25 protein-coding genes, 1 tRNA gene and 1 other annotated feature are annotated in these 24243 nt (G+C 43.4%); of the genes, 19 read left to right on the top strand and 7 right to left on the bottom strand.

From position 1 onward, the window contains the following. Positions 1 to 7 precede the first annotated feature (7 nt). The 3 genes from ACYVRS_RS02530 to upp all read left to right on the top strand — a co-directional run bounded on the left by ACYVRS_RS02530 (position 8) and on the right by upp (position 3168). A complete protein-coding gene (locus ACYVRS_RS02530; protein ID WP_461197998.1) occupies positions 8 to 1036 on the top strand; it encodes an L-threonylcarbamoyladenylate synthase in 1029 nt (342 codons plus the stop codon). A gap of 80 nt (positions 1037 to 1116) precedes the next feature. Beyond that, entirely contained in the window at positions 1117 to 2358 is a 1242-nt protein-coding gene (gene glyA, locus ACYVRS_RS02525; protein WP_461197999.1) for a serine hydroxymethyltransferase, read from the top strand. 180 nt (positions 2359 to 2538) lie between these two features. Next, positions 2539 to 3168 (top strand): uracil phosphoribosyltransferase, encoded by a 630-nt coding sequence (gene upp, locus ACYVRS_RS02520; RefSeq protein WP_054115173.1) that lies wholly within the window; start codon positions 2539 to 2541, stop codon positions 3166 to 3168. Positions 3169 to 3230: 62 nt separating this feature from the next. Here the strand turns inward: upp and ACYVRS_RS02515 are convergent, their stop codons facing one another. Beyond that, positions 3231 to 3467 carry a hypothetical protein gene (locus ACYVRS_RS02515; protein ID WP_054115172.1) on the bottom strand — a complete coding sequence of 79 codons (237 nt, stop codon included), beginning with the start codon at positions 3465 to 3467 and terminating at the stop codon, positions 3231 to 3233. 124 nt (positions 3468 to 3591) lie between these two features. On the opposite strand from ACYVRS_RS02515, the gene ACYVRS_RS02510 reads away from it, so the two are divergent. The 7 genes from ACYVRS_RS02510 to ACYVRS_RS02480 all read left to right on the top strand — a co-directional run bounded on the left by ACYVRS_RS02510 (position 3592) and on the right by ACYVRS_RS02480 (position 8803). After that, positions 3592 to 3664, top strand: a tRNA-Thr gene (locus tag ACYVRS_RS02510). A 219-nt stretch (positions 3665 to 3883) separates the two neighbouring features. Continuing rightward, complete coding sequence (locus ACYVRS_RS02505) at positions 3884 to 5065, top strand: FtsW/RodA/SpoVE family cell cycle protein (RefSeq protein WP_313539257.1); 1182 nt, start codon at positions 3884 to 3886, stop codon at positions 5063 to 5065. A gap of 10 nt (positions 5066 to 5075) precedes the next feature. After that, positions 5076 to 5453 (top strand): arsenate reductase family protein, encoded by a 378-nt coding sequence (locus tag ACYVRS_RS02500; RefSeq protein WP_312499320.1) that lies wholly within the window; start codon positions 5076 to 5078, stop codon positions 5451 to 5453. Further along, positions 5435 to 5773 carry a glycine cleavage system H family protein gene (locus ACYVRS_RS02495; RefSeq protein ID WP_461202396.1) on the top strand — a complete coding sequence of 113 codons (339 nt, stop codon included), beginning with the start codon at positions 5435 to 5437 and terminating at the stop codon, positions 5771 to 5773. Before ACYVRS_RS02500 ends, ACYVRS_RS02495 begins: the two co-directional genes overlap by 19 nt. A gap of 79 nt (positions 5774 to 5852) precedes the next feature. After that, positions 5853 to 6102, top strand: a binding site (T-box leader). A gap of 74 nt (positions 6103 to 6176) precedes the next feature. Then, the gene (locus tag ACYVRS_RS02490) at positions 6177 to 7214 is read left to right on the top strand and encodes a methionine ABC transporter ATP-binding protein (protein ID WP_054115168.1); all 1038 of its coding nucleotides are present in this window, start codon (positions 6177 to 6179) and stop codon (positions 7212 to 7214) included. Next, on the top strand, positions 7204 to 7893 hold the full coding sequence (locus ACYVRS_RS02485; RefSeq protein WP_054115167.1) for a methionine ABC transporter permease: 690 nt from the start codon (positions 7204 to 7206) through the stop codon (positions 7891 to 7893). Before ACYVRS_RS02490 ends, ACYVRS_RS02485 begins: the two co-directional genes overlap by 11 nt. Positions 7894 to 7945: 52 nt before the next feature. Beyond that, the gene (locus ACYVRS_RS02480; protein ID WP_054115166.1) at positions 7946 to 8803 is read left to right on the top strand and encodes a MetQ/NlpA family ABC transporter substrate-binding protein; all 858 of its coding nucleotides are present in this window, start codon (positions 7946 to 7948) and stop codon (positions 8801 to 8803) included. Positions 8804 to 8844: 41 nt separating this feature from the next. On the opposite strand, the gene ACYVRS_RS02475 is transcribed toward ACYVRS_RS02480, so the two are convergent. The 3 genes from ACYVRS_RS02475 to ACYVRS_RS02465 form a co-directional block, all read right to left on the bottom strand. Continuing rightward, complete coding sequence (locus ACYVRS_RS02475) at positions 8845 to 9867, bottom strand: helix-turn-helix domain-containing protein (RefSeq protein WP_461202394.1); 1023 nt, start codon at positions 9865 to 9867, stop codon at positions 8845 to 8847. Between the two features lie 251 nt (positions 9868 to 10118). Beyond that, positions 10119 to 10436: a DUF960 domain-containing protein gene (locus ACYVRS_RS02470; protein ID WP_461202392.1), complete on the bottom strand. Its 318-nt coding sequence runs from the start codon at positions 10434 to 10436 to the stop codon at positions 10119 to 10121. Positions 10437 to 10604: 168 nt separating this feature from the next. Further along, positions 10605 to 11219: a 50S ribosomal protein L25/general stress protein Ctc gene (locus ACYVRS_RS02465; RefSeq protein WP_461202391.1), complete on the bottom strand. Its 615-nt coding sequence runs from the start codon at positions 11217 to 11219 to the stop codon at positions 10605 to 10607. Positions 11220 to 11520: 301 nt separating this feature from the next. Here ACYVRS_RS02465 and ACYVRS_RS02460 point away from each other — a divergent pair, with 301 nt between their 5' ends. The 3 genes from ACYVRS_RS02460 (at position 11521) to udk (ending at position 13641) form a co-directional block, all read left to right on the top strand. Beyond that, a complete protein-coding gene (locus tag ACYVRS_RS02460; RefSeq protein WP_313540630.1) occupies positions 11521 to 12237 on the top strand; it encodes a 16S rRNA pseudouridine(516) synthase in 717 nt (238 codons plus the stop codon). 14 nt (positions 12238 to 12251) lie between these two features. After that, positions 12252 to 12935, top strand: a complete 684-nt coding sequence (locus tag ACYVRS_RS02455; protein WP_054115161.1) for a YjjG family noncanonical pyrimidine nucleotidase — start codon at positions 12252 to 12254, stop codon at positions 12933 to 12935. A gap of 82 nt (positions 12936 to 13017) precedes the next feature. Beyond that, complete coding sequence (gene udk / locus ACYVRS_RS02450; RefSeq protein ID WP_054115160.1) at positions 13018 to 13641, top strand: uridine kinase; 624 nt, start codon at positions 13018 to 13020, stop codon at positions 13639 to 13641. A gap of 347 nt (positions 13642 to 13988) precedes the next feature. Here the strand turns inward: udk and ACYVRS_RS02445 are convergent, their stop codons facing one another. Together ACYVRS_RS02445 and ACYVRS_RS02440 are read right to left on the bottom strand one after the other, a co-directional pair. Further along, positions 13989 to 15302: a sensor histidine kinase gene (locus ACYVRS_RS02445; protein WP_461202388.1), complete on the bottom strand. Its 1314-nt coding sequence runs from the start codon at positions 15300 to 15302 to the stop codon at positions 13989 to 13991. Positions 15303 to 15305: 3 nt separating this feature from the next. After that, complete coding sequence (locus tag ACYVRS_RS02440) at positions 15306 to 15980, bottom strand: response regulator transcription factor (protein ID WP_461198006.1); 675 nt, start codon at positions 15978 to 15980, stop codon at positions 15306 to 15308. A gap of 131 nt (positions 15981 to 16111) precedes the next feature. Here ACYVRS_RS02440 and ACYVRS_RS02435 point away from each other — a divergent pair, with 131 nt between their 5' ends. From ACYVRS_RS02435 to ACYVRS_RS02410, 6 genes are all read left to right on the top strand, one after another. Continuing rightward, positions 16112 to 16834, top strand: coding sequence for a polyphosphate polymerase domain-containing protein (locus ACYVRS_RS02435; RefSeq protein ID WP_054115157.1), 723 nt, complete (start codon positions 16112 to 16114; stop codon positions 16832 to 16834). Then, positions 16824 to 17501, top strand: coding sequence for a DUF4956 domain-containing protein (locus tag ACYVRS_RS02430; protein ID WP_313540624.1), 678 nt, complete (start codon positions 16824 to 16826; stop codon positions 17499 to 17501). Before ACYVRS_RS02435 ends, ACYVRS_RS02430 begins: the two co-directional genes overlap by 11 nt. A gap of 14 nt (positions 17502 to 17515) precedes the next feature. After that, on the top strand, positions 17516 to 19378 hold the full coding sequence (locus ACYVRS_RS02425; protein WP_461198007.1) for a carbohydrate-binding domain-containing protein: 1863 nt from the start codon (positions 17516 to 17518) through the stop codon (positions 19376 to 19378). 159 nt (positions 19379 to 19537) lie between these two features. Beyond that, positions 19538 to 21022 (top strand): ABC transporter permease, encoded by a 1485-nt coding sequence (locus tag ACYVRS_RS02420; protein ID WP_461198008.1) that lies wholly within the window; start codon positions 19538 to 19540, stop codon positions 21020 to 21022. Between the two features lie 10 nt (positions 21023 to 21032). After that, positions 21033 to 21704 (top strand): ABC transporter ATP-binding protein, encoded by a 672-nt coding sequence (locus ACYVRS_RS02415; protein ID WP_461198009.1) that lies wholly within the window; start codon positions 21033 to 21035, stop codon positions 21702 to 21704. A gap of 122 nt (positions 21705 to 21826) precedes the next feature. Beyond that, positions 21827 to 22279, top strand: a complete 453-nt coding sequence (locus tag ACYVRS_RS02410) for a YaiI/YqxD family protein (RefSeq protein ID WP_054115152.1) — start codon at positions 21827 to 21829, stop codon at positions 22277 to 22279. Positions 22280 to 22320: 41 nt separating this feature from the next. On the opposite strand, the gene ACYVRS_RS02405 is transcribed toward ACYVRS_RS02410, so the two are convergent. Further along, positions 22321 to 24066 (bottom strand): ABC1 kinase family protein, encoded by a 1746-nt coding sequence (locus tag ACYVRS_RS02405; RefSeq protein WP_461198010.1) that lies wholly within the window; start codon positions 24064 to 24066, stop codon positions 22321 to 22323. Positions 24067 to 24243 lie beyond the last annotated feature (177 nt).

The raw sequence follows: 24243 nt of genomic DNA, 5'->3' as shown, positions 1-24243 counted from the left end.
ATAAACTGTGGAAACCAAAATATTTGATCAACAACATATTGCCGAAGCTGCCGCCGTTATAGCCAACGGAGGGTTGGTTGCTTTTCCGACTGAAACTGTCTATGGGTTAGGGGCCAGCGCACTGTTGCCAGATGCAGTGGCGCAAGTTTATCAAGTCAAAGGACGACCAAGTGACAATCCTTTGATTGTCCACGTTGCTGCACCGACACAAGTGGAAACATATGTGGATAACTTATCCCCGGTGGCTAAACAGTTGATGCAAACATTTTGGCCGGGTCCGCTGACATTGATTTTTAACATCAAGCCCAATAGTTTACCAAGTATCGTCACAGGAGGATTGCCCACTGCGGCCTTTCGGATGCCGGACCATCCTCAGACGGTGGCATTGATCCAGCAAGCACAGCAACCCCTCGTTGGGCCCAGTGCCAACACTTCTGGGAAACCCAGTCCTACATCAGTGGACCATGTATGGCATGATCTTCATGGGAAGATCGCCGGAATCTTGGATGGGGGCGCAACGCGCATTGGTGTGGAATCAACAGTGCTTGATTTGAGTGATCCGTCAGGGACACCCATCATTTTACGACCAGGCGCGATAACCAAAGAGCAGCTTGAAGCAGTTTTAGAAAGAGACGTTTTGTTAGATAAACATTTGGTATCTGCTGGAGAAACACCGAAAGCGCCTGGGATGAAGTACAAACATTATGCACCAAATACCAGAGTGATGATGGTGAAGGATGCAGACTGGGCGGCAGCGACCGCTTGGGCGCAAGCCAATCACTTCAAAGTTGGGGTACTAGCAGGTCCTGCGATCGCTGAAAGGGTCCGCACGGAAACAGCGGCTGTATATCAATATTTCAACGACAGCGCTGAAGCCGCAGCGAGAGGTTTATTTGCCGGCTTACGGGCTTTGGATGAATCGACTGTGGGGCTTGATCTCTTGTTCGCAGCCGCATTTCCGGAAGAAGGAATAGGCGCTGCTTATATGAATCGATTGAAAAAAGCGGCAAACCACGAATATTTCCAAGAAAAATAAAGGAAATCGCTCATTCGTTATAGGTGGCTTTTAGGAAATATGATACAATGCAACCATTAAGGTTAAGGGGTGTTGTAAGCATGGATTATCAAACGTTTGATCCCGAGTTGTGGCAAGCGATCGACCAAGAAGCAAATCGTCAGCAAAACAATTTGGAGTTGATTGCGTCAGAAAATATCGTTTCTGAAGGCGTAATGGCTGCTCAAGGCAGTATTTTGACCAACAAATATGCTGAAGGGTATCCTGGGCGTCGCTACTATGGTGGTTGCGAATTTGTTGATGTTGTAGAAAATTTAGCGATTGAACGTGTGAAAGCAATTTTTGGTGCAGCATATGCCAATGTGCAGCCACATTCAGGATCACAAGCCAATACGGCTGCTTATCTAGCGTTGATCGAAGCCGGTGATACGGTTTTAGGAATGGATCTATCCGCCGGTGGTCATTTGACCCACGGTTCACCAGTGAATTTCAGCGGCAAGACCTATCATTTCGTCAGTTATGGCGTTGACCCTGCCACTGAAGTCATCGACTACAATGTCGTTCGAATTTTAGCCCGCAAACATCAACCTAAGTTGATCGTTGCTGGTGCTAGTGCATATTCCCGAACGATCGATTTTGCGAAATTCCGCGAGATCGCTGATGAAGTTGGTGCCAAATTGATGGTGGACATGGCGCATATCGCGGGTCTGGTAGCAGCAGGTCTTCATCCAAATCCAGTGCCATATGCAGACATCACCACTTCAACCACCCACAAGACCTTACGGGGACCACGAGGCGGTTTGATTTTGACCAATGACGAAGCGTTGGCCAAAAAAATCAACAGTGCTGTTTTCCCAGGGATTCAAGGCGGTCCATTGGAACATGTGATTGCCGGCAAAGCAGTTGCTTTCAAAGAAGCACAAGAAGATAACTTCAAAGTGTATTCTGAGCAAGTGATCAAAAATGCCCAAGCAATGGCCAAAGTCTTCAATCAAGCACCGCAAGCCCGATTGGTTTCAGGCGCGACAGACAATCATTTATTGTTGATCGATGTCCGTGGTTTTGAATTGAACGGCAAGGAAGCAGAAGCATTGCTGGATCAAGTCAATATCACTGTCAACAAAAATTCGATTCCCTTCGAATCATTGAGTCCTTTCAAGACTAGCGGTATTCGAGTAGGCACGCCAGCAATCACGAGTCGCGGATTTAAAGAAGAGGATGCTGTGGAAGTGGCGAAGCTGATCGTCAAAGTATTGGAAAAACCAAATGATGAAGCAACAGTGGCGGAAGTCAAAGCCCAAGTCAAAGAATTGACCGACAAATATCCGCTTTATCAAAACTAACAGAATAGGACTGTGACAGATGATTGCCTAGACAACCCTCGTATATACGAGGAGGTGTCTGCAAAAAAAATCTGGCACAATCCTTTTTTTTGAGGGAATCACCCTGCAAAAAAAGTGCAAGGTTGTATCAAAGGACAATATGCTTTAAAATAAAAGAAAAACCAAAGGAGATTTTTTAAAATGGGTAAATTTCAAGTAATCGATCACCCGCTGATCCAACACAAATTGACGATGATCCGCGACAAGAACTGTGGAACAAAAGTTTTTAGAGAAGTAGTCGATGAAATCGCGATGTTGATGGCGTACGAAGTGTCACGAGATATGCCGCTAGAGGATTTAGTGATCGAAACACCGATCGAAGAATCAACACAAAAAACCTTATCTGGTAAAAAAGTTGCGATCGTACCGATCTTGCGTGCCGGCTTAGGCATGGTAGATGGTATTTTGGAATTGATCCCAGCAGCGAAAGTGGGACATATCGGTATGTACCGTGATGAAGAAACATTGGAACCTCACGAATACTTCGTGAAATTGCCTGAGGATATCGATGAACGCCAATTGTTTATTGTTGATCCAATGTTAGCAACTGGCGGTTCAGCGATCATGGCAATCGATGCCTTGAAAAAACGCGGTGCGTCAAATATGAAATTTGTGTGCCTCGTTGCAGCACCAGAAGGGGTCAAAGCCTTGCAGGATGCACATCCAGATGTAGATATCTATACAGCAAGCTTAGATGAACGCTTGAATGAAAATGGCTATATCGTCCCTGGATTGGGCGATGCTGGTGATCGCTTGTTCGGCACAAAATAAATAAAAAAGGGAAAATCTTCAAGATTTTCCCTTTTTTTGATGCTGAGTACGGCTCAGCAAAGTTAGATTTTGGTTAACTGTTTGTAGTTGATGATCAGGACACCATTGCTTTGGGTCACTAATTTTTGGTTGTCCGCAGTTTCGTTTAGTTCAACGACAGCGGAATTTTTTAACTGTTTCGTGATCGTACCCGTTTGCTGGATACCATGGATCGTGAACGTGACAGGAGTGGCGACCTCAAATGTTGAACCTTCTTGTGACGGGACAATCGTTGTTTCAAATTTACCAAATGTAGCCATGTAAAAACCTCCTTGATATCTTCATTATAACATATTTTTTGAAAATTTTCAGCAATTGGAATTTTTCTCCCCAAACCTCTTTACAAAACGAGTGTTATTACCTATAATCGTCTTTGTGTGAGTTGCCAGCTTAGCTCAGTTGGTAGAGCAACGCACTCGTAACGCGTAGGTCACAGGTTCGAATCCTGCAGCTGGCATATTGAAAAGACGATGATCTTCTCTTTAAACAGAAGATCATCGTCTTTTTTTGTTTGATGGGTGTATGCAGATACAGCAGCTGAAAAATATCATTAATCCTTCCTTTCATGAAAATCATTAAAGTTTCTAAATTTTTTATGAATGCGGACGGAGAATCCTTTCTTTTCTAGGCAAACATCACTATAATGGATAAAGATTCTACAGAAGAGAGTGTGGGCATGGAAAATACACGAAAAAAGAGTGACAATCGAATTGACTACGGTGTGATTTTACCCGTATTTTTATTATGTCTGATTGGGGCGGCTTCGCTTTATGTAGCGTTGACCCATGACCCCAGCAATCCGTCGGTATGGCGGATCTTAGGCTTCCAAGCGTTGTGGTATGTGTTGGGGATCGTGGCGATCATTATTATTATGCATATCAAATCAAAATGGCTTTGGAAATTGACCCCATATATATATGGCGCAGGGCTTGTAGTCATGTTGGCGCTGGTCAAGTTTTATGATCCAGCCATGGAAGCTTCTACAGGCTCGAAAAACTGGTTCCGCTTTGGCTCCTTTACCTTGCAGCCGTCGGAATTGATGAAGATCGCCTTTATTATGATGTTGGCGCTGATTGTGACGAGGCACAATGTGCAAAATCGCGAACGTACGCTGAAAAGCGACGGCTTGCTGATTGCTAAAATGTTGGCAGTCACGATTCCAGTCCTCATACTGATCACTTTGCAAAACGATTTTGGTACCATGCTGGTCTTTCTAGCAATCTTTGGCGGGGTCTTCTTGATGTCAGGGATTTCCTGGCGGATCGTGGTCCCAGTGATTGCAGCTTTTGTCTTGATTGGCGGAGGAACGATTTTTCTTGTAACGACAGATACGGGGCGAGAGTTGTTGTATAATACTGGGATTTTCAAAGAATACCAATTTGCCCGGATCGATTCTTGGCTGGATCCTTTCCATGATACACAAGGACAATCTTTTCAGTTGGCGTATGCGTTGATGGCTATTGGCTCTGGCGGCATGTTTGGTAAAGGGTTCAATGTCAGTGATGTCTATGTGCCCGTAAGAGAGTCAGATATGATTTTCTCCGTTATTGGAGAAAACTTTGGTTTTGTGGGGAGCGCCTTCGTGATTTTGCTCTATTTTATTTTGATTTATCGCATGATTCGCATCTGTTTTGATACGAATAATGAATTTTATGCCTATTTGGCGACGGGGATCATCATGATGATTCTTTTCCATGTATTTGAGAACATTGGTGCCAATATCGGTCTATTGCCGTTAACAGGGATTCCTTTGCCGTTTATCAGTCAAGGTGGTTCCGCACTATTAAGTAATATGATTGGGATTGGGTTGATTTTATCCATGCGGTATCAAGCAGAAACCGCACCTAAAACGTTATAAGGAGTATGTGATGGTTGAATTATATTGCTATCCCAAATGTGGGACCTGTAAAAAAGCACAAGCGTGGTTAGAAGAAAATGATGTCGCATTTGAACATATTGATATCGTTCAAGATACACCAAATGAAACACAGATAAAAACGTGGATCGAAACGAGCGGGTTGCCTTTGCGCCGGTTCTTTAACACAAGCGGCATGAAATACCGCGAGTTGGGTCTAAAAGATAAGGTACCTCAAATGACAATCGCCGAAGCAGCAGCGATTTTAGCGACTGATGGGATGCTGATCAAGCGACCATTGATTGTAGCAGGTGAACGATTTTTGATCAACGGGTTTAAAGAAAACGAATATGAAGGAGTTTTACTAGAATCATGGAAAAAAGATGTTTAAGAAAAAAAGACAATTTGTGGATTTTGTTTAATGGCAAAGAATATTGCGTTGGTTTGACCAAAGAAGCCCAAGAAGAACTAGGTGTAATCACTTTTGCTTCAATCCAAAAAGTTGGTACTGCGTTGCAACAAGGAGATACATTGGTTGAATTAGAAGCCGAAAAAGCAGTCAGTGAATTTACAAGTCCGATCACAGGGGTGATTTCTTCTATCAACGAAAAAATCGACCAATCTATCGATATCTTAAATGATGAAGACGAGATGAATGCTTGGTTAGTTAGTTTCAAAGATGTCGATCCGAGTCAATTCGACGCCCTCTAAACAGGTCTTTACAAATAACTAGTTTTTTTACAAAAAGAATTGACAGGACCATGAGACGTTGCTATAATTTGCTCAATAAATGAATGCTTTGAAAAGAAGAGTACATCCTTTTGACATATACAGAGAGCCTTGTTCGGTGCAAATAGGCGATGAAGAAACGGTGGAAGATGGTCTTTGAGCAGGATAGGTGAGTTTGTATGAGCCTATCACGGGAAGCACCCGTTATCGTGCAGCAGTATGCGAAGCAATTCAAGTACTGAACGAGGTTGTTGATGCGAGTCAACAACAAATCAAGGTGGTAACGCGGAAGTTGTGCTTTCGTCCTTTGTAACAGTATAATGTACAAAGGACGGAAGCTTTTTTTGTATGCAGCCGCCTAAAGCAAAAGAAAGATGGGAGTACAATGGCACTAATCGAATTAACACATGTGAAGAAATCATATGCCCAAAAGAAAACAGCCGTTCACGCGGTCAACGATGTATCATTGCAAGTCGAAAAAGGGGATATTTATGGGATCGTCGGCTACTCAGGCGCAGGAAAAAGTACCTTGGTACGATTGCTGAATGGACTTGAATTGCCAACCGATGGCGATGTCGTGATCAATGGTCAAAACATCTTGGCATTAAAAAACAAAGAATTACGCAACTTTCGTAAAAAGATCGGGATGATCTTTCAGCATTTCAACTTGCTATGGTCTCGCACGGTGATCCAGAACATTGAGTTGCCGTTAGAGTTGGCGGGTGTCAAAAAAGCACAACGCCGCCAAAAGGCCAAAGAATTGGTGCAGTTGGTGGGCTTAGAAGGTCGGGAAGATGCCTATCCAGCCCAATTATCTGGTGGACAAAAACAACGGGTCGGCATTGCCCGGGCTTTAGCCAATGACCCTGAAATCTTGTTGTGTGACGAAGCAACGAGTGCTTTGGATCCTCAGACCACAGAAGAGGTCTTGGAACTGCTCTTATCTATCAACAAGAAATTACATTTGACAATCGTTTTGATTACCCACGAAATGAATGTGATCCGTAAGATTTGCAATAAAGTTGCTGTGATGGAGCTAGGGAAAATCGTTGAAGAAGGATCGGTTCAAGCGGTTTTCAGCAATCCGCAACAAGCAGTGACCAAACGGTTTGTTCAGCAGGATCTTGAACCAGAAGAAGATCCCGAAGAGCTGCGACAAGCGTTCTTGCGAGAAAATCCCCACGGCCGATTGGTAACATTGACCTTTACCCAGGACAACGCCAATGAACCGGTGATTTCACAAGCGATTCGCCAATTCAAAATTGATGTGAATGTCGTCTATGGCAAGATCCAACAAACCAACGAAGGCTCTTTCGGGGCGTTGACTGTTTTATTGACAGGCGATACGAAGGAGATCGACCAAGCAGTCGCATTCTTCGGCGCGCAACAAGTCGCTGTGGAGGTGATCGAACATGGGAAATAAATCATTTTCAGAAACCTATTTGAACTTTGAGCAAATTGATTGGGGCAATATGCAGCAAGCAACGATCGACACCTTGTTTATGACGTTCTTTTCGATGGTTTTAGTGATTATTATCGGTTTACTATTGGGATTGGCGTTATACTCTTTAGGACGCAAGTCTACCACAGGTGCAAGTGTTGCTTATAACATCGTATCCATCGTCAGTAACGCGTTCCGCTCAACACCATTTATGATTTTGATGGTCTTGATCATTCCCTTTACGACATTATTAGTCGGTTCTTTCTTAGGAGCAAAAGCAGCGATTCCTGCGTTGGTATTATCTGCAGCGCCGTTTTACGCACGGATGGTTGAAATTGCCTTTCGTGAAGTTAGTCCTGGCGTGATCGAAGCTGCGGAAGCAATGGGCGCTAGTTATTGGGAAATCATTTACAAAATCGTGATTCCTGAAAGTGTACCAGCATTGATCTCAGGGATCACCGTAACAACGATCTCAATGATCGGCTATACCGCAATGGCGGGGGCAATTGGTGCCGGCGGCCTAGGTTCACTGGCCTGGCAAGAAGGATTTCAACGTGGAAATTACACTGTGACGCTCGTCGCAACAGTGATTATTTTACTCATCGTATTTATTTTACAAGGCTTAGGCGACTTCTTAGCCAAAGCCACCGACAAACGGTAAAATAAGGAAGATGGACCAAGATTAAAAGTGGAGAATATGGGAGGAAATAAAAATGAAAAAGATTTTAGGTTTTGCAACAACAGTTTTGTTAACAGCAGCATTGGCCGCATGCGGCACAGGATCAAATTCAAGCAGTTCTGATTCAACGACAGCCAGCAGCGGAGAAAATACCAAATTAGTTGTAGGTGCTTCTGTCACACCTCATGCTGAAATTCTAGAACAAGCTAAACCGTTATTGGCTGAAGAAGGAATTGATCTTGAGATCCAAACGTTTGATGACTATATTTTACCGAACAAAGCTTTGGAAAATGGGGACATTGATGCCAACTATTTCCAACACATTCCTTACTTGAACAAGCAAATTGCAGACAATGGCTATGATTTTGTCAATGCAGGCGCGATCCATATCGAACCAATGGGTCTATATTCTCAACGTATCGATGATATTGCTGATTTGGCAGACGGTGCGACTGTTATTACATCTAATTCTGAATCTGACTGGGGTCGGATCTTGACGATCTTACAAGATGCTGATTTGATCACATTGAAAGACGGTGTGGATACAGAAACAGCGACTTTCGATGATATTGCGGAAAACCCTAAGAACTTAGAATTCAAACATGACATCGACCCTTCATTATTGGCAACTGCTTATCAAAATGATGAAGCAGACTTAGTGGCGATCAATGCAAACTTTGCTTTTGGTATCGACTTGAATCCAGTTGATGATTCTGTCTTATTAGAAGCAGACAATTCACCTTACGTGAACGTGATCGCAGTACGCAAAGGCGATGAAAATACCGATAAAATCAAAAAATTGGTCGAAGTACTGCACTCTGACGAAATCAAAGACTTTGTTGATCAAGAATGGCAAGGTTCTGTCAAAATCGTTGATGCAGATGCGCAATAATCCAGCATAGATCGTTGAACACATCACCCTAGTTTCTTTTACTAGATGGTGTGTTTTTTTATCGTCAGCATAGGCTGAAAGATGGATTGTTTGTGCCAGATACATTCGTAAAGCAAAGGTAATTCGGGATGCTTTTTTAGTAATTTTTCATAATGGGGCAGTTGCAATAAGAAACTTTGAATCAATTGTACCGTTGTTTCTGAAAGTGAAAGAAGCGCTGGTTGAAAGACAAAAATATTGCCCTCAAGCAAAGCACACACTAAATGGATTTGGTATATTTGGGATAAACTGTCTGCCAAAGGCTGATCCACATGATCTTGAAGAACGGAATCAACGATTCGGCTGATCAATGTTGCATCATGGGGTGGGACAAAGAATGTTTCTTGGGCCAAAAGCTGTTTCCATAAAAAAAGATAGGCAGTGTCAGTGGTCAAATAATAATCCGGCACAAAGCACCTAGGCCTAATTTCCTCCACAGTGATACAGGAAGCCGAAGGATAAATTGCCTGCTGGCGCAAGGTATGGATATCAAAAAAATGTTGATAAAGCCTGGATGGAGAATCATACAGAGAAGGCAGCAAAAAAGTTGTCAGTTTGAACAGCAGGAAACGAATCTGACGTTCATTGCCTTTAACAAATGGATATGTCCGACGGTCAATGGCGATCAAATAAGGGGAGAGAAACTGGGCAAAGGAAACAAAGCGTCGATGAAGGGTCGCTGTACTCATATACGCAGCGTTGCCAAGCATGGGGAAAGTCAACACTGGTTGTTTCATAGATAGGATCAAAAGCGCTAAGTTTTGGCTTTTATGCAATAAATCGGCGATGAATGCCGGCTGATTTTTCAGCAACGCTTTGAAATCGGTACTCCTGATCTTTCCAGTAGTGATATGGCAATTAAAGAAAGCGGATTCATTTGACCGGCTAGCGATCAAACGCCGCACGGTTTTATCAGATATCCGCTGTATAGTGGCTGCTTTTTTGACAGACAGCGGATTTTCTTCCAACAAGGCAGCCGCTAGCTGACATATGAGAATAATCTCTTTCTCTAACAGTTTGTCCAAGCGCAATCACCTCTTAACAGTTAACGTTTTGTCATTATTGTAGTAGAAATGTGTCTGTTTTTTCTGTCTATAATAGAATACTTCGTAAAATATAATAAATAAATATACAGGGGAACGAAAAAGAAGCTCTTGCCCGTTTCTCCAATAAAAAAAGAATGATAAATCCAATAAAAAAAACTATCCTCTTCTTGAAAAGGATAGTTTAATAAATAGATTGTGTTATTCCTTAAGTTCCAAGCCTGATTTGGTGCTTAACGGGTCTCACTTGGCAGCAGAATCGTTTGTCGTTGGCCATCATCATAAGCATAGATGCTTTTCGGCAATGATTCATCATAAAAATAGGGGAGATCCACCCCTAAGGCCAATTCAGAATGTGGTTGTGAAAAGAGTAGTGTGACGCGTCCTTGATTGTTTTGAACGTCGAAGGTCAATAAATTTGTCAGCGGGAAAACCCCTTTCAAATCCAGATCAATAATCATCCAAATACTGTCGATCAACTCACCAGGCATTCTTTGGACGATGCCACCCGAGGCGTAGCGGCTGCGTTCGTGATCAAATGTTTCAAACATAGCAATCCCTCCTTCAAAGGTCTTGATACAGGCAACACATTTCGTGTATCTATCATAAGGAAGATGCTGAGAAAAAGCAAATGATTTTGATTTTTCTTATAGAAAAAAACAGTACCCTGTTGAAGCAGTACTGTTTTGATAAGTCATCTACGGACGCAGATGACAGATTTATTCTTCTTCTTCGCCGATCACTGCAGGTTCAGCTACTTCGCCAGCTTCTTCATCTTCAGGAATCTCTTGTGGTTCAGTGATCGCAACGATTTGCTCTTCTCCATCAGTAACGATCGTATAATCATCGTTCTTCGGTAGATCAGCAACTGTCAATGAATCACCAATTTCTAAAGCAGTCACATCGACTTCCACACGCTCAGGCAATTTGTCAGGGGTTGCGGAAACGACAACTGCATATAAGTTTTGTGCTAAGACACCACCAGCTTTGACACCAGCAGCTTCACCAGTCAAGCTGACTTCAGCTTCAACTTCGGTTTCTTCATTCATATCGACTGAAAGGAATTCAACGTGGGTCAAATTGCGGGTAAAAGTATCTGCTTGATACTCTTTGATCAACGTATTGACTTTCTTTCCTTCTAAATTGATCGTGATCACGGTATTCAATCCATTTTCACGCAAGATTTTTTCTAATTCAGTGGCATTGACTGCAATTGCAGTACTTTCAACTTTGTAGCCGTTGACTACTGCAGGCACTTTGCCTTCGTGACGTAATTTGTTCCTTAAAGAACGGGGGCGGACTTCTCTTTTCGTAACTTCTAATGATACTGACATAACTCAATTCCTCCTAAAATTTTCTCGGTTTGCCCGAGCGTTTTTTAAGCAAATTTTGTTAACTCTGCACATTAAGTGGTACGTGAATGAAAACACGCAAAAGGACAGTTGTGTACACAACTGTCCCGGAAAGTTTTGGTTCAACTTTTCTCCACCAGGTCGTAACGCTGTGTATGAGAAACTTTATTTACTTTACTCTTTAACCTTACCCGCTATCCAAATGAAAGTCAACTGATATGAAATCTCACTAGTTTTCAGATTGGACGATCTACGCTATAATAGCCGCAATGGAGAGAATTTTATGCGTTTAGATAAACTGATCGAAGAACAATTACATACCCCAAGAAAAACCATGAAGCGCCTGTTTCAGACTGGACATGTCTATGTGGATGGTAAGATCGAGCGTCGGCCTGAACGAAATGTCGATCATGCATTGCATCGCATTGTTGTCCAAGGCAAACAATTGCAAACCGATGACGTCTATTTTCTATTGAATAAACCAGCTGGTGTCGTGACGGCTAATCACGATCAGCAGCATCCAACCGTGATTGATTGTTTGGCATCCGCTGACCAGCGGTCCGATCTTTATGCTGTTGGACGTTTGGACCGAGATACGGAAGGATTGGTATTGCTGACATCGAATGGGCAACTTGGCTATGCACTGATGCATCCAGAAAAAGCCGTCACGAAGTGCTATGACGTAATCGTGAATGGGTGTTTGACTAAAACCGACCAAGCAGCCTTTGCTGCTGGCGTGGTCTTTCATGATGGGACAACTTGTCTGCCAGCTAAACTTACGATCCTTTCAGCCCAGGAAAAGCGATCACAGGCGATCGTGCAGATAACGGAAGGCAAGTTTCATCAAGTAAAGAAAATGTTTCTTAGTCGTGGTGTCAAAGTGATCGGCCTGAAAAGAACGGCCATCGGACCTCTGACTTTACCGAAGGATCTCGCAACGGGGCATTACCGCACATTGACCCAAAAAGAACTAGAAAGTTTAGTGGAATATTTTCACTAAGAAAGAAGGAAGCAATGACTTACAAAACATTATTATTCGACGTTGATGATACGCTGCTTGATTTCCAAGATACAGAAAATCAAGCGTTGCAAAAATTATTCGCCGCACAAGGGATCCAGATGACAGATACCTTAAAGCAAACCTATCAGACGTTGAATCATGGATTATGGCAAGATTTTGAAAAAGGAAAATTGACCCGTGAACAAGTGACAAATGAGCGCTTTGGCTTATTTTTTGCCACACTCGGAAAAACGGTGGATAGCGCTGCTTTGGAGCAGCAATATCGAGGGTTTTTGAATCAAGGACATAAACTTTTGGGCAACAGCGATCAAGTACTGGCTCAGCTGGTGCCTGATTTTGATGCCTACGTGGTGACGAATGGCGTGTCGAAAACCCAATATCAGCGCTTAAAGGATGCCAAATTGATGTCTTTTTTCAAGGATATTTTTGTGTCTGAGGATACAGGTTATCAAAAACCGATGAAAGAATTTTTCGATTACGTTTTTGCCCGTATCCCGAATGTAAAAAAACATGAAACAGTGATCATCGGCGACTCATTGAGTTCGGATATATTAGGGGGTCAATTGGCAGGAATCGATACGATTTGGCTGAATCCGCATAAAAAAAACACTGACGGCATCAAGCCTACCCATATGATCGAATCGATCGAACAATTGCCTGATTTATTACTGGGCTGATTTTTCAGAAATAGTAGTAATTTGCAGAAATTTCGCTATAATAGAAACAGTGCGAATTTTAGAAATGAAAGAGGTAAATCGAATGACGAATGGCAAGCCCATTATAATTGGTGTGACAGGTGGATCAGGAAGCGGTAAAACAAGTGTGAGCCGAGCGATTTTTAATCACTTTCCGAATCATTCTATTATGATGTTGGAGCAAGACTCATATTACAAGGATCAAAGTGAATTGAGTTTCGAAGAACGATTGAACACCAACTACGACCATCCTTTTGCATTTGATACAGATTTATTGATCGACCACTTGAAACAGCTGCTTGCGTATCAAACGATTGAAAAACCGGTCTATGATTATGTAGCACATACCCGCAGTGAAGCCACGATCGTTCAAGAACCGAAAGAAGTCATTATTCTAGAAGGTATCTTGATCTTAGAAGATGAGCGTTTGCGTGATTTGATGGACATCAAATTATATGTTGATACAGATGATGATATTCGTATCATTCGTCGTATCAAACGTGATATGGAAGAACGGGGCAGAACATTGGATTCAGTCATCGAACAGTATCTAACAGTTGTGAAGCCGATGTATCACCAATTCATCGAACCAACGAAACGCTACGCCGATGTCATTGTGCCAGAAGGCGGCGAAAATCATGTGGCCATTGATTTGATCACCACGAAAGTTGCGACTTTCTTATCGTAAAACAAAATGTATCATATAGCTGCAGTCTAGCGTGCAGTGGTCGCCCAAAGCCGGATGGTCTATCTAGGTTTTGGCGGCCATTTTTATACATTACAGGCGATTTAGTCAAAAAAAGGTAGCATTCATGAGGATTGTGTGTTAAAGTAATCCTCATGCGACGAGTCGAGAAGGTCTAGCATTTGCTGACCAGATTGATAGCAGAGGCACACCGCGTAAGCAACCTGCCGGATTTGCAGGGTGTCGGAATCGTCCTTTTGTGGAGATAGGGCTTTTCTACTAGCAATAGTACTGTGAGTAAAAAAACAGCTATGAACGTTTTCGTTCATAGCTGTTTTTTTTTGCGTACATCATTCCTTGGGCAAGCGAATTTGGAAAATAACCCCCTTAGGCAACAGATCTTTGACACTAATTTGCCCTTTGTGCTCATCGACAATTTGTTTGGCGATGGCTAACCCTAGACCGTAGCCGCCGGTTTCTTTCGAGCGAGAACGGTCTTCTCGATAAAAGCGATCAAAAATGCGGGCCTTTTCTTCATCCGTGATCGAAGGGCCTGTGTTTTTGACCTCGATCAGCCAATGCTTATTAGAGATTTCCGAAAGCAGCGTGATTTTGTCCCCAGAGCTAGTATATTTCAACGCATTGTCTAACAAGATCACTAAGACTTGATGGATCTTTTTTTGATCAAATATCGCGGTTGCATCAGCGAAATTCTCGATAACAAAACGCTTCTCATCTAATTCAGCAATTTCTTTGAATGGCTTGACGAGCTCAGCGATAAACGGTGCCAGTTCAACTTTTTCTTTCACTAAGGTCAATTGATTGGCATCGCTGCGGGCAATCGTCAGCAAATCGGCAGTCAAGCCTGTCAAGCGCCGGGTTTCCGCCAATGCTTGGGCGATGCTTTCTGATTCATCAATAATGGTATGGTTGGGTTTGGTAAACAACCGTTCCAAACTATTTTGGATGATCGTCAAGGGTGTGCGCAGTTCATGAGAGGCATTTTCAACAAACTCTTGCTGCTTTTTCCATGATGCCAAGATTGGCCGCATACTCAATGTGGTCAAGAAATAACTGATACCAATCGACAAAATCCAGAAAAAGACCATCGATAAAATCAAAATCGTTTGAAAATTTGACATGGCATTTTTGATTTGGTTGGTATTGGCTAAAACCTGAATATAACTGACACCTAAATTGTTTGACGGTGCCGCTGTAGTGATCGAACGAAAGAGCAGCTTGTCTTCGGTTGTAGAGGTCGATTGATCATCAATCGAAAAAGATTGAATACTGTCCAGATTTTCGGTCGATAATATCAGATTCGTCAATTGCGAAAAACGCCCGCCTAGCGCTTGCTTATTCAAGATTTCACCATCTTCTGACCATAAAATCAATTGGGTATTGAAGCGATTGGTTCCGGGAATGTTGGGCATGGCGGAACCCGGAGGCATCGTCAGACTGTCAGATTGATAAGAATTGATCTCTGCTTGGATCAAGCGTGTATCTTCGATAGCTTGTTCCAAAGATAGATCCGTTTCACGATAGGCGGATTGATTGAACAGCTCCAAGACGATCACACCTAATAAGAAAAAGACCAAGGCAAATGCACTGACGTTGATCAAGAAAGACTGCAATCGTTGTTTGTTCGAACGCTCATTGTTCATCGGCTACGCTCCTTGCATGATATAACCAACATTACGCAATGTGCGGATCTCTTTATCAATACCGGTATCTCGCAAATGTTTGCGTAAGTTGCTCATATAGACTTCAACAACGGTCAAGGTGGTTTCTGAATCAAAGCCCCAAATACGGTCGAAAATTTGTTCTTTCGTCAAGATAATCCCTGGGTTTTGTAAAAAGTAGAGCAACAATTCAAATTCTTTGCCTTGAATCGGCAATAATTCCCCTTTGTACGTCACTTCGTTCGCTGCCAATTTGCACAGCAATCCATTGTATTCTAAATGATTCTCATTGAACAATCCTAGTGATCGTTTCAATAGGGCTTTGACCCGCATCAATAATTCTTCTCGGTAAAAGGGCTTTGTCAAGTAGTCATCCGCCCCTTTTTGAAAGCCTGTGACTTTATCCTCTAAGCCATCTTTTGCGGTTAGGATCAACACTGGGGTCTGGATCCCCTTGCTTCTTAATGCCGCCAACACTTCATACCCATCCATTTCAGGCATCATCAAATCTAAGATGATCAAGTCGTAGATGCCTGTTTCAGCTTCGTATAACCCTTCACTGCCATCAAATGATTGGCTGACTTCGCCGATTTCACTAACGATTTCTTTGATATTTTCAGATAACGTTTTGTCATCTTCGACAAGTAATATTTTAATCATTTTTCCACCTCTTTAATGATAAGAATAGCATGAATAGCATAAAAAATACTTAAAAAGCAGAGAATTACTTAAGCTGGTTTTAAGTTGCTTCCTTTAAATTATAAACAAGAACAACGAGGGAGGACAAGCAAATGAAACTTAAGAAAGTTTTCCAACGAAAAGAAACCAAATATTTGATCCCAAACGATCGCTTTCCCGCATTCTTTGAAGCGTTGCAGCAACGAATGCAGATTGATGTGTATGGCAAACATACGATTATGTCGCTGTATTATGACACGGATGACTTCCGTTTTATCCGTCATTCAATGGATAAACCGAAGTACAAAGAGAAATTTCGGATCCGGAGTTATGGGGTGCCAAGCCAAGATAGTTTGATTTTTTTGGAGATCAAAAAGAAAGTCAATGGGATTGTTTACAAACGACGCGTACCCATGTCCTATCAGCAGTATCAGCATTGGGTCAGGAGTGGACAATTGCCAGAAACAGTTGAGCCAGCGCAGATTGCGGCTGAAATTAAATGGTTGTTCAAACAAAACCAAGATTTGACGCCACGGGTACTGATCGCCTATGACCGTTTGTCGTTGTTTGTGGATGATGACAGTGATTTTCGGGTGACTTTTGATCAAGCGATTCGTTTCCGTACATGCAATTTAGATTTGGCTGCCGGTAGTGATGGTGCATTGGTGGCACCAGAAATCGGCGTCTTGATGGAGGTCAAGGCCCTTGGTTCATATCCGTTGTGGTTCGTTGACTTGCTGAATACCTATGGTGTACGCAAGGGCAGTTTTTCAAAATATGCGCAGACTTACCAACGGCATTTATTCAAAAAGGAGGAAGTTTTACATGTTATCTAGTTTGTTTTCAGGCGATACCAGTTCATTGGAGTGGGGGAGCCTGTTGATTTGTATAGCCGCTTCATTGATTTTAGGTTTATTGGTGGCAATCGTGCATATGATCAAAAATGTCTATACCAAAAATTTTGTGATCACATTGGCTGTTCTGCCGATTTTGGTGCAGTCTGTGATCATGCTGGTCAATGGCAACTTAGGAACGGGGGTTGCGATCCTTGGCGCCTTTAGTCTGATTCGTTTCCGTTCAGTGCCAGGAGGATCCAGAGAGATCACCAGTGTCTTTTGGTCAATGGGGATTGGTTTGGCGACCGGAATGGGGTATGTCGGCTATGTGGTTGTCTTTTCGATCATTGTGGCGTTCTTTTTAACGCTCTTATACACCGTCCCATTTGGCGATCGCCAAAAGACAGCCGAACGAGAATTAAAAATCACGATTCCCGAAGATTTGGATTATCCGCAACTGTTTGATGATATTTTTGATACCTACACCCATTCAGCCAAATTAGAATCTGTTAGAACAACAACTATGGGCAGCTTATACGAACTGAGATACCGCTTGATGCTGAAGGATCAAGCACAAGAGAAGCAAATTATTGATGAAGTCCGCGTGCGCAATGGCAATCTGCCTGTTGTATTAGGCAAAGCTGCTGCGAATCGCGATGAGCTATAGAAGGAGGACTTTCTATGAAAAAAATCATTTATCCATTATTGTTATCGACACTGCTTTTGGGTGCCTGTGCCCAGTCCGATACAACGTCTAGCAGCAGCTCAAGTGCTGCAGCAGCAACTTCAGGTTCAGCTGCAGCAGTGACCAATGTGTCGACAACATTGGATGATACAACGGATTATTATGGCACATATGAAGACGAAGATGTTGATGCGAGTTATGACGAATCAGCTGCCACTACGATCACGCTGAACGATGATGCCACAGAAGCTGCAGATGGCGTGACGGTCGATGGCCAGACAGTGACGATCACCCAAGAAGGCACGTATGTAGTCAATGGTTCATTGAGCGACGGGCAACTGATCGTGAATGTCGACAAAGAGGCCAAGGTACATTTGATCTTCAATGGTGTCACCATCACCAATGAGTCAGGTGCGGCTGTGGTGGTAGAGCAAGCCGAAAAAGTCATCACAACATTGGCAAGTGATACAACGAACACATTGACAGATGGCAGTGACTATACACTGGCGGATGGCGAAACAGAACCAGATGCTGCTTTTTACAGTAAAGAAGATCTATCTATCAATGGTGATGGCAAACTGGTGATCACTGGTAATTACAGCAATGGGATCCGCAGCAAAGATGATTTGGTTTTAGCTGGCGGGACATATGAGATCACCGCCAAAAACAATGCGATCAAAGGGAAGGACTCTGTATCGATTTTAGCAGGTCAATATACGCTGAATACTGAAGAAGGGGATGGCATCCAAGCCAATAATACTGAAGACACTGCGAAAGGCTATGTAGCAATCGACGGTGGCACCTTTACGATTCAAAGCGGACGGGATGGGATCCAAGCGGAAACCAACCTCAGCATCCAAAACGCAGATATTTCGATCCAAACGGCCGATGGTGCACAAAGTCAATCCATCAGCACCGATGAAAGCTATAAAGGATTGAAAGCTGGCGGGGCTATGATCATCAGCAGTGGGACTTTCACCATCGATAGTGCCGATGATAGTCTGCACGCCAATGATACGATCACGATTTCCGGTGGTACGATCACTGCCAATAGTGGCGATGATGGCATTCATGCGGACAATGAATTAACGATCAATGATGGAGATATCTCAATCGAACAATCTTATGAAGGATTAGAATCCAGTGTGATCAATATTGCCGGCGGTACGACCCAAGTTGTCGCCAGTGATGATGGTGTCAATGCTGGCGGCGGCAGCGATACCGATGAAGGTACAGGGCAATTTGGTCAAGACAGCTTCGGCGGTGGACAGCCTGGCGGCGGTGATGAGGCTGACGACAGCAAACTAGTGAACATTACCGGTGGCACATTGGTGGTTGATGCAGAAGGTGACGGTATCGACAGTAACGGAAATGTGACCATGAGCGGCGGAACAGCAATCGTCAATGGACCAACAACTGGCGGGAATGGTGCGTTAGATTATAATGGTACCTTTACCTTGACAGGCGGCGTCTTATTGGCGGCTGGCACCACTGACATGGCCATGAATGTGAGTGATGGTACGCAACAATCTGTGGCGGTCACGTTTGATCAATCGCAATCGGCGGATACGCTAGTCACCTTGCTAGATGGTGACAGCAATGCCATTGTTTCTTACGCGCCAAGTAAATCCTATCAACATGTGGTGATCTCTACGCCAGACTTAACAGATAGTTCATATACACTGGTTAGCGGCGGCAGCAATGATGGCGAATCTACCTTTGGCTATTATGCCGGCGGTACGGTGTCCGATGGTACTGAATTGGGTACATTGCCAGTGTCAGATACAATTGCCAATTTGACACAATCTGGAGAAACAGCCTCCACGAATCAAATGGGTGTCGGCGGTTTCGGTCGCTAGGCATCTAGCCAAGTGAAAACAGATGATCAAAAAGGAGAAAACGGAACGAAAGCAGGCAAAATAGCTGTTTTTGTTTCGTTTTTCTTCATTTGGTCGTTTAAGTTTCTATTAAGTTAAAACAAGTATAGTCAGCTTATGTTAAATATAGGAGGAAATGCTATGAATTTTTTTAAGCGAGGGCTTCAAAGTGTATGGGCCAAAAAAGGCAGAACGATTCTGCTGATCGCCGTTTTTTCAGCTATTTTGATTTTTGTTTTAGCAGGCTTGACCATTAGAAGTGCGGCGTTGGTTGCGACCGAAAATGCCCAAAAGAGTGTTGGCGCTACTGTGACTTTACAAGCCAACCGTGAACAAGCGTTTCAACAAGGAACGACAAGTTCAGGTAGTGATAGCGAAGCGTCACGCCCAGATCCTGGCAGCTTTCAATCCACACCAGTGGAGATCGAGGATGCACAGGCCATCGCAGACATAGATGGTGTGGCGTCATACAGTTTTGAAGTCAGCACATCGGCAGATGCTGTCAGTGGCATCGAAGCAATCTCAAGCTCAGATACGGACACATCCACTGATGATTCCAGCGCAGATGCCAACCAAATGGGTGGGATGCCTAGCGGCGGGATGCAAGGGGGCGAAATGAGTTCTGGTGATTTCCAAATCACAGGCGTTTCCACAAGTGCCGCTTATACGAGTTTTTCTGAAGGTACCGCATCGCTGACAGATGGGGAAGGCATCACAGCAGAGGATGAAGGCACCAACAATGTAGTGATTGAATCTGCATTGGCTGAGGCCAACGATTTGGCAGTAGGCGATACCTTCACGATCACAGACAGTGACGACAATGAAGTCGAGGTCACGATCAAAGGCATTTATGAAACGTCAGAAGTCGGCAACAGCATGAGCCAAATGTTTAGTTTCCTGAATCCTGCCAATACGATATTCGCGTCTTATACCTTCGCCAATACATTAAGCGGCAATGATGGAACGATTGATTCAGCGACCTACACACTAAGTGATCCTTCTGAAATGGATGCTTTCGTAGAAGAGGCAGAAGGATTGATCGATACGGATACGTATAGTATTCAATCGAACGATCAACAGTATCAATCTATGTTGACACCATTGAATAATGTGGCTAGTTTTGCCAAAAATATCATTATATTAGTGGCTGCAGCAGGTGTCATCATATTGACCTTGATCGTGATGATGTCGATTCGTGAACGCCGCTATGAAATTGGCGTTTTGCTATCATTGGGTGAATCACGAGCAAAAGTGATTTTCCAATTCTTTACGGAAATCTTTATCTGCATGATCTTTGCTTTGGGCATTGCTGCGGCGAGCGGCAATCTTGTAGGGAATGTTGTAGGTGAGCAGTTGCTGGCACAACAGACAGAAACGACGACTGATCAAGATACGACCAATGCCGGACCTGGCGGCGGAGGCGGGATGCAGCAAATGGGCGGCAATGGCGGTGGCTCTTTCCCTTCCTTTACCCAATCTGAAGAAATCCAATCATTAGAAATCACTGTTTCTGCAGAAGAAATCGGTCTATTGGCATTGATGGGCTTAGGTATCAGCTTTGGCTCGATCATTTTATCATCGGCAGGCATTTTACGTCTGAATCCGAAAAAAATCTTGGTTTCCTAGGAGGGGTATAATGACACTACGAACAGAACAACTTGGTTATTGGTACCAGACAGAAGCGGAAGCGTTATTTCGTTCAGTCGATTTGACGTTTGAACCAGGGAAGATGTATGCGATCCTTGGGTCTAGCGGTTCTGGCAAGACCACCTTTTTATCGTTGATCACGGGGCTAGATACCCCTAAAGAAGGCAAAATCTTATATAATGACGAAACTTTGGCGAAAATCGGCTTGCGGGAGTATCGACGCAAAGATGTATCGATCGTTTTTCAAGCCTACAATTTATTGCCGTACATGTCTGCTTTAGATAATGTCACAACGGCGATGTCGATCGCTCAGTCACAACAAACAGACAAAAAAGCGTATGCCTTAGCAAATTTGGCCAAAGTTGGCATCACTGAAGAGTTGGCGATGAAAAAAGTAACCCAACTTTCTGGTGGGCAGCAGCAGCGGGTAGCGATCGTACGGGCCCTTTGTTGCGAGCATGAACTGATCGTTGCGGATGAACCAACCGGGAATTTGGATGAAACCACATCAAAAGACATCGTGGCATTATTTCAAGAAATCGCCCACGAACAAAATAAATGTATTATTCTAGTGACCCATGAACAAGATGTCGCCAAAGCATGCGATGTCGTCTATGAACTGAAAGACCGCAAATTTTCGATCATCGAATCCGTGAACTGATTCGGTGAAATAAAGAAATAATCAAGCAGAGGCATTGTTCTGGGCATCCTGCCCAACAATGCCTCTGCTTGATTATTGGTGCTGTGACCCGTACAATAAAAGCAAAAGCGAGGGGGAGCAATATGCGATTGTTGATCGACGGAGATGGTTCACCTGTCAAAAATGAAGTGATCGCCCTTGGTGCAACATATCACTTGCCTGTAATGATCGTGACCAGTGTCGATCATTATACCAAAAAAGAATTTCCAGCCCATGTACAATTCATCTATGTAGACAAAGGCTCTGATCGCGCAGATTATGAGATCGTCAAAGAGATTAAAGCTGGAGATTTTCTGGTGACCCAGGACTATGGCTTGGCATCGTTGGTTTTGCCCAAGCATGCACGTGTGTTTCACCATAACGGCACCGAATACTTAAAAGAAACCATTGATTTTTTACTGGGACAGCGCTATCTAGGTGCCCAGATGCGCAAAGCCGGCAAACGTACCAAGGGGCCGAAGCCTTTTACCAAAGAAGATCGGCTTCGTTTCGAAGAAATATTTGAAACAGCGATCAAAGAAACGCAGAACAAATAAAGACCGGGACACTGCCCACGAAAAGCAGTGTTTGCCGGTCTTCACTCTTGTTTTCGAAAATGATCATAAAAATATTTGCCAGCCAATAAGATACAGGCGATAAAAGCCAAACAAAAGCCGAATATGCCCATGCGATGGACGAAATCCCCTTTTTCAGGACTGGCGACCACCAATAAGGAGGAGCTTAAGATGACTGCCGCCAAAATAATACCGATCACTAAGCGATTGACCATTTTGTCAAATCGATCGAGTAATTGTTTTTGTTCACGAATTTCTAAATTCAAACGGTGTTTGCCAGTAGCAAAGGTATCAAGTACAGCCAATGCGCGGTCAGGCATACGGCCAAGCGCACGCAAGCTTTTGGCAGCAGCAAGAGTACTTTTCTTTAATTCTTCAGTGGCATCGAATTGAGCTAAAAAATACTTTTGTGCGAAAGGCTGTGTCACTTCCATCATAGATAAATCTGGATCCAATGCTTTGATGACACCTTCTAATGTCCCAAATGCCTTGATCAGCAAAGTGATATCGCGATTCATTTGTAAATGATTGTCATAACATATCTTGATCACTTCGCCCATGACTCTTTGGAGATCGATATCCTTTAGCGGCATATTATAGTAGTTTTCAACAAAGCGCTGCAAATCTTGATAAAACAAGACTTCATCAAAGGCAGTGCCTTGGCTGCCGCACAATCTGAGCACAGCCTTGCCGACTTCTTGTGTATCTTGGGTATAAAGCGCGATCAAGGCATCTGCCAGACGGCTGCGCAATGCCTGATCCAAATGACCCATCATCCCGAAATCCAAAAAAATCACTTGATAGGGCGGCAAGATAGATTCATCTTGCCATTTTAAGGTATAGTCTACGCCACCTAAAACGCCCACGCGTTGCTTTAATTGAAAAGGATGGGGACGATGTTCTTGATCAGCAAAAACATGGAGGAATAGATTTCCAGGGTGAGGATCTGCATGAAAAAAACCATCTTCAAAAACTTGTTTCATAAAGTTCTTCACCAGCAATGTTCCTATGGCTTTTTTGACTTCTTTGACAGTTTGGTTGCCATAAAGCAGTTCCTGATCAGCGCGGTTCAACAAGCAATTCAAACTCTCGCCTGCCATAAAATCCATGACCAAGACTTTTTGCGTACACCATTCGGGGTAAACTTTTGGCAATGCCAGTTGGGGATCTTGATGGTTGTCACGATAGAATACTTGCGCATTGGCCATCTCTTGCAGAAAATTGGTTTCGTTGGCCAAAGAGCGGCGGATTTCTGCCAAGACACTTTTCAGATCTACTACATTGGCTTCCGGCACGTAACGGATCAGAGGGATCGCTTTTTCAAAAAGGTTCAAGTCCACCTCGATGTCGGCGATGATCCCTGGATGCTGTACCTTGACGATCACTTCTTTTCCGTTACGCAAAACAGCGTGATGGGCTTGTCCAATCGATGCGGAGGCGACGGGCAGCTGATCAAAGGAAGTAAAAACATCAGATAGAGATTGTTGGAGCTCAGCTTCAACTAAAGCTTTGACCGCTTGGAAAGGATCACTTTTGACATTGTCTTGCAACTGTTTGAACGCTGCAGCAAAAGAAGGATCCAGCAAATCTGTTCGTACCGAAAGCATTTGGCCAATTTTGATAAAGGTTGGGCCTAATTCCTCAAACGCTTGCCGGACCATTTCTGGTTGTTGCTGTTTGCTGATATTTTGCAGCACTCTGTATTTGATAAAGACCTGAACAATTTGTTTTAATCTGATCCGTCTGGAAGGAATCGTTTCTTTTGCCATCTTTCACACCTCATCATTCACATCTTGATATAGTCATAGTACTGACAAATTGAAAAACATTCAACTCTGGACCTATCTATTCCTTTGAGAGAAAAGATTTTTTGTCCAAGATTTAGTGCCGATTGACTGAATTTATGCTAAAATGTGAAAGACTTAGTGTGGTAGAAACCATGGATG

The sequence above is a fragment of the Enterococcus salsurae genome (genome assembly GCF_054784955.1).
The sequence above is the reverse complement of the archived record's forward strand: the minus strand, read 5'-3'. Positions and strand labels throughout refer to the sequence as shown.

What these genes read in the sequence shown, in the direction of transcription:
- glyA (WP_461197999.1), top strand. Translation starts at nt 1,117, where the DNA reads ATGGATTATCAAACGTTTGATCCCGAGTTGTGGCAAGCGATCGACCAA.
- upp (WP_054115173.1), top strand. Translation starts at nt 2,539, where the DNA reads ATGGGTAAATTTCAAGTAATCGATCACCCGCTGATCCAACACAAATTG.
- ACYVRS_RS02515 (WP_054115172.1), bottom strand. Translation starts at nt 3,467, where the DNA reads ATGGCTACATTTGGTAAATTTGAAACAACGATTGTCCCGTCACAAGAA.
- ACYVRS_RS02505 (WP_313539257.1), top strand. Translation starts at nt 3,884, where the DNA reads ATGGAAAATACACGAAAAAAGAGTGACAATCGAATTGACTACGGTGTG.
- ACYVRS_RS02500 (WP_312499320.1), top strand. Translation starts at nt 5,076, where the DNA reads ATGGTTGAATTATATTGCTATCCCAAATGTGGGACCTGTAAAAAAGCA.
- ACYVRS_RS02495 (WP_461202396.1), top strand. Translation starts at nt 5,435, where the DNA reads ATGGAAAAAAGATGTTTAAGAAAAAAAGACAATTTGTGGATTTTGTTT.
- ACYVRS_RS02490 (WP_054115168.1), top strand. Translation starts at nt 6,177, where the DNA reads ATGGCACTAATCGAATTAACACATGTGAAGAAATCATATGCCCAAAAG.
- ACYVRS_RS02485 (WP_054115167.1), top strand. Translation starts at nt 7,204, where the DNA reads ATGGGAAATAAATCATTTTCAGAAACCTATTTGAACTTTGAGCAAATT.
- ACYVRS_RS02480 (WP_054115166.1), top strand. Translation starts at nt 7,946, where the DNA reads ATGAAAAAGATTTTAGGTTTTGCAACAACAGTTTTGTTAACAGCAGCA.
- ACYVRS_RS02470 (WP_461202392.1), bottom strand. Translation starts at nt 10,436, where the DNA reads ATGTTTGAAACATTTGATCACGAACGCAGCCGCTACGCCTCGGGTGGC.
- ACYVRS_RS02465 (WP_461202391.1), bottom strand. Translation starts at nt 11,219, where the DNA reads ATGTCAGTATCATTAGAAGTTACGAAAAGAGAAGTCCGCCCCCGTTCT.
- ACYVRS_RS02460 (WP_313540630.1), top strand. Translation starts at nt 11,521, where the DNA reads ATGCGTTTAGATAAACTGATCGAAGAACAATTACATACCCCAAGAAAA.
- ACYVRS_RS02455 (WP_054115161.1), top strand. Translation starts at nt 12,252, where the DNA reads ATGACTTACAAAACATTATTATTCGACGTTGATGATACGCTGCTTGAT.
- udk (WP_054115160.1), top strand. Translation starts at nt 13,018, where the DNA reads ATGACGAATGGCAAGCCCATTATAATTGGTGTGACAGGTGGATCAGGA.
- ACYVRS_RS02445 (WP_461202388.1), bottom strand. Translation starts at nt 15,302, where the DNA reads ATGAACAATGAGCGTTCGAACAAACAACGATTGCAGTCTTTCTTGATC.
- ACYVRS_RS02440 (WP_461198006.1), bottom strand. Translation starts at nt 15,980, where the DNA reads ATGATTAAAATATTACTTGTCGAAGATGACAAAACGTTATCTGAAAAT.
- ACYVRS_RS02435 (WP_054115157.1), top strand. Translation starts at nt 16,112, where the DNA reads ATGAAACTTAAGAAAGTTTTCCAACGAAAAGAAACCAAATATTTGATC.
- ACYVRS_RS02430 (WP_313540624.1), top strand. Translation starts at nt 16,824, where the DNA reads ATGTTATCTAGTTTGTTTTCAGGCGATACCAGTTCATTGGAGTGGGGG.
- ACYVRS_RS02425 (WP_461198007.1), top strand. Translation starts at nt 17,516, where the DNA reads ATGAAAAAAATCATTTATCCATTATTGTTATCGACACTGCTTTTGGGT.
- ACYVRS_RS02420 (WP_461198008.1), top strand. Translation starts at nt 19,538, where the DNA reads ATGAATTTTTTTAAGCGAGGGCTTCAAAGTGTATGGGCCAAAAAAGGC.
- ACYVRS_RS02415 (WP_461198009.1), top strand. Translation starts at nt 21,033, where the DNA reads ATGACACTACGAACAGAACAACTTGGTTATTGGTACCAGACAGAAGCG.
- ACYVRS_RS02410 (WP_054115152.1), top strand. Translation starts at nt 21,827, where the DNA reads ATGCGATTGTTGATCGACGGAGATGGTTCACCTGTCAAAAATGAAGTG.
- ACYVRS_RS02405 (WP_461198010.1), bottom strand. Translation starts at nt 24,066, where the DNA reads ATGGCAAAAGAAACGATTCCTTCCAGACGGATCAGATTAAAACAAATT.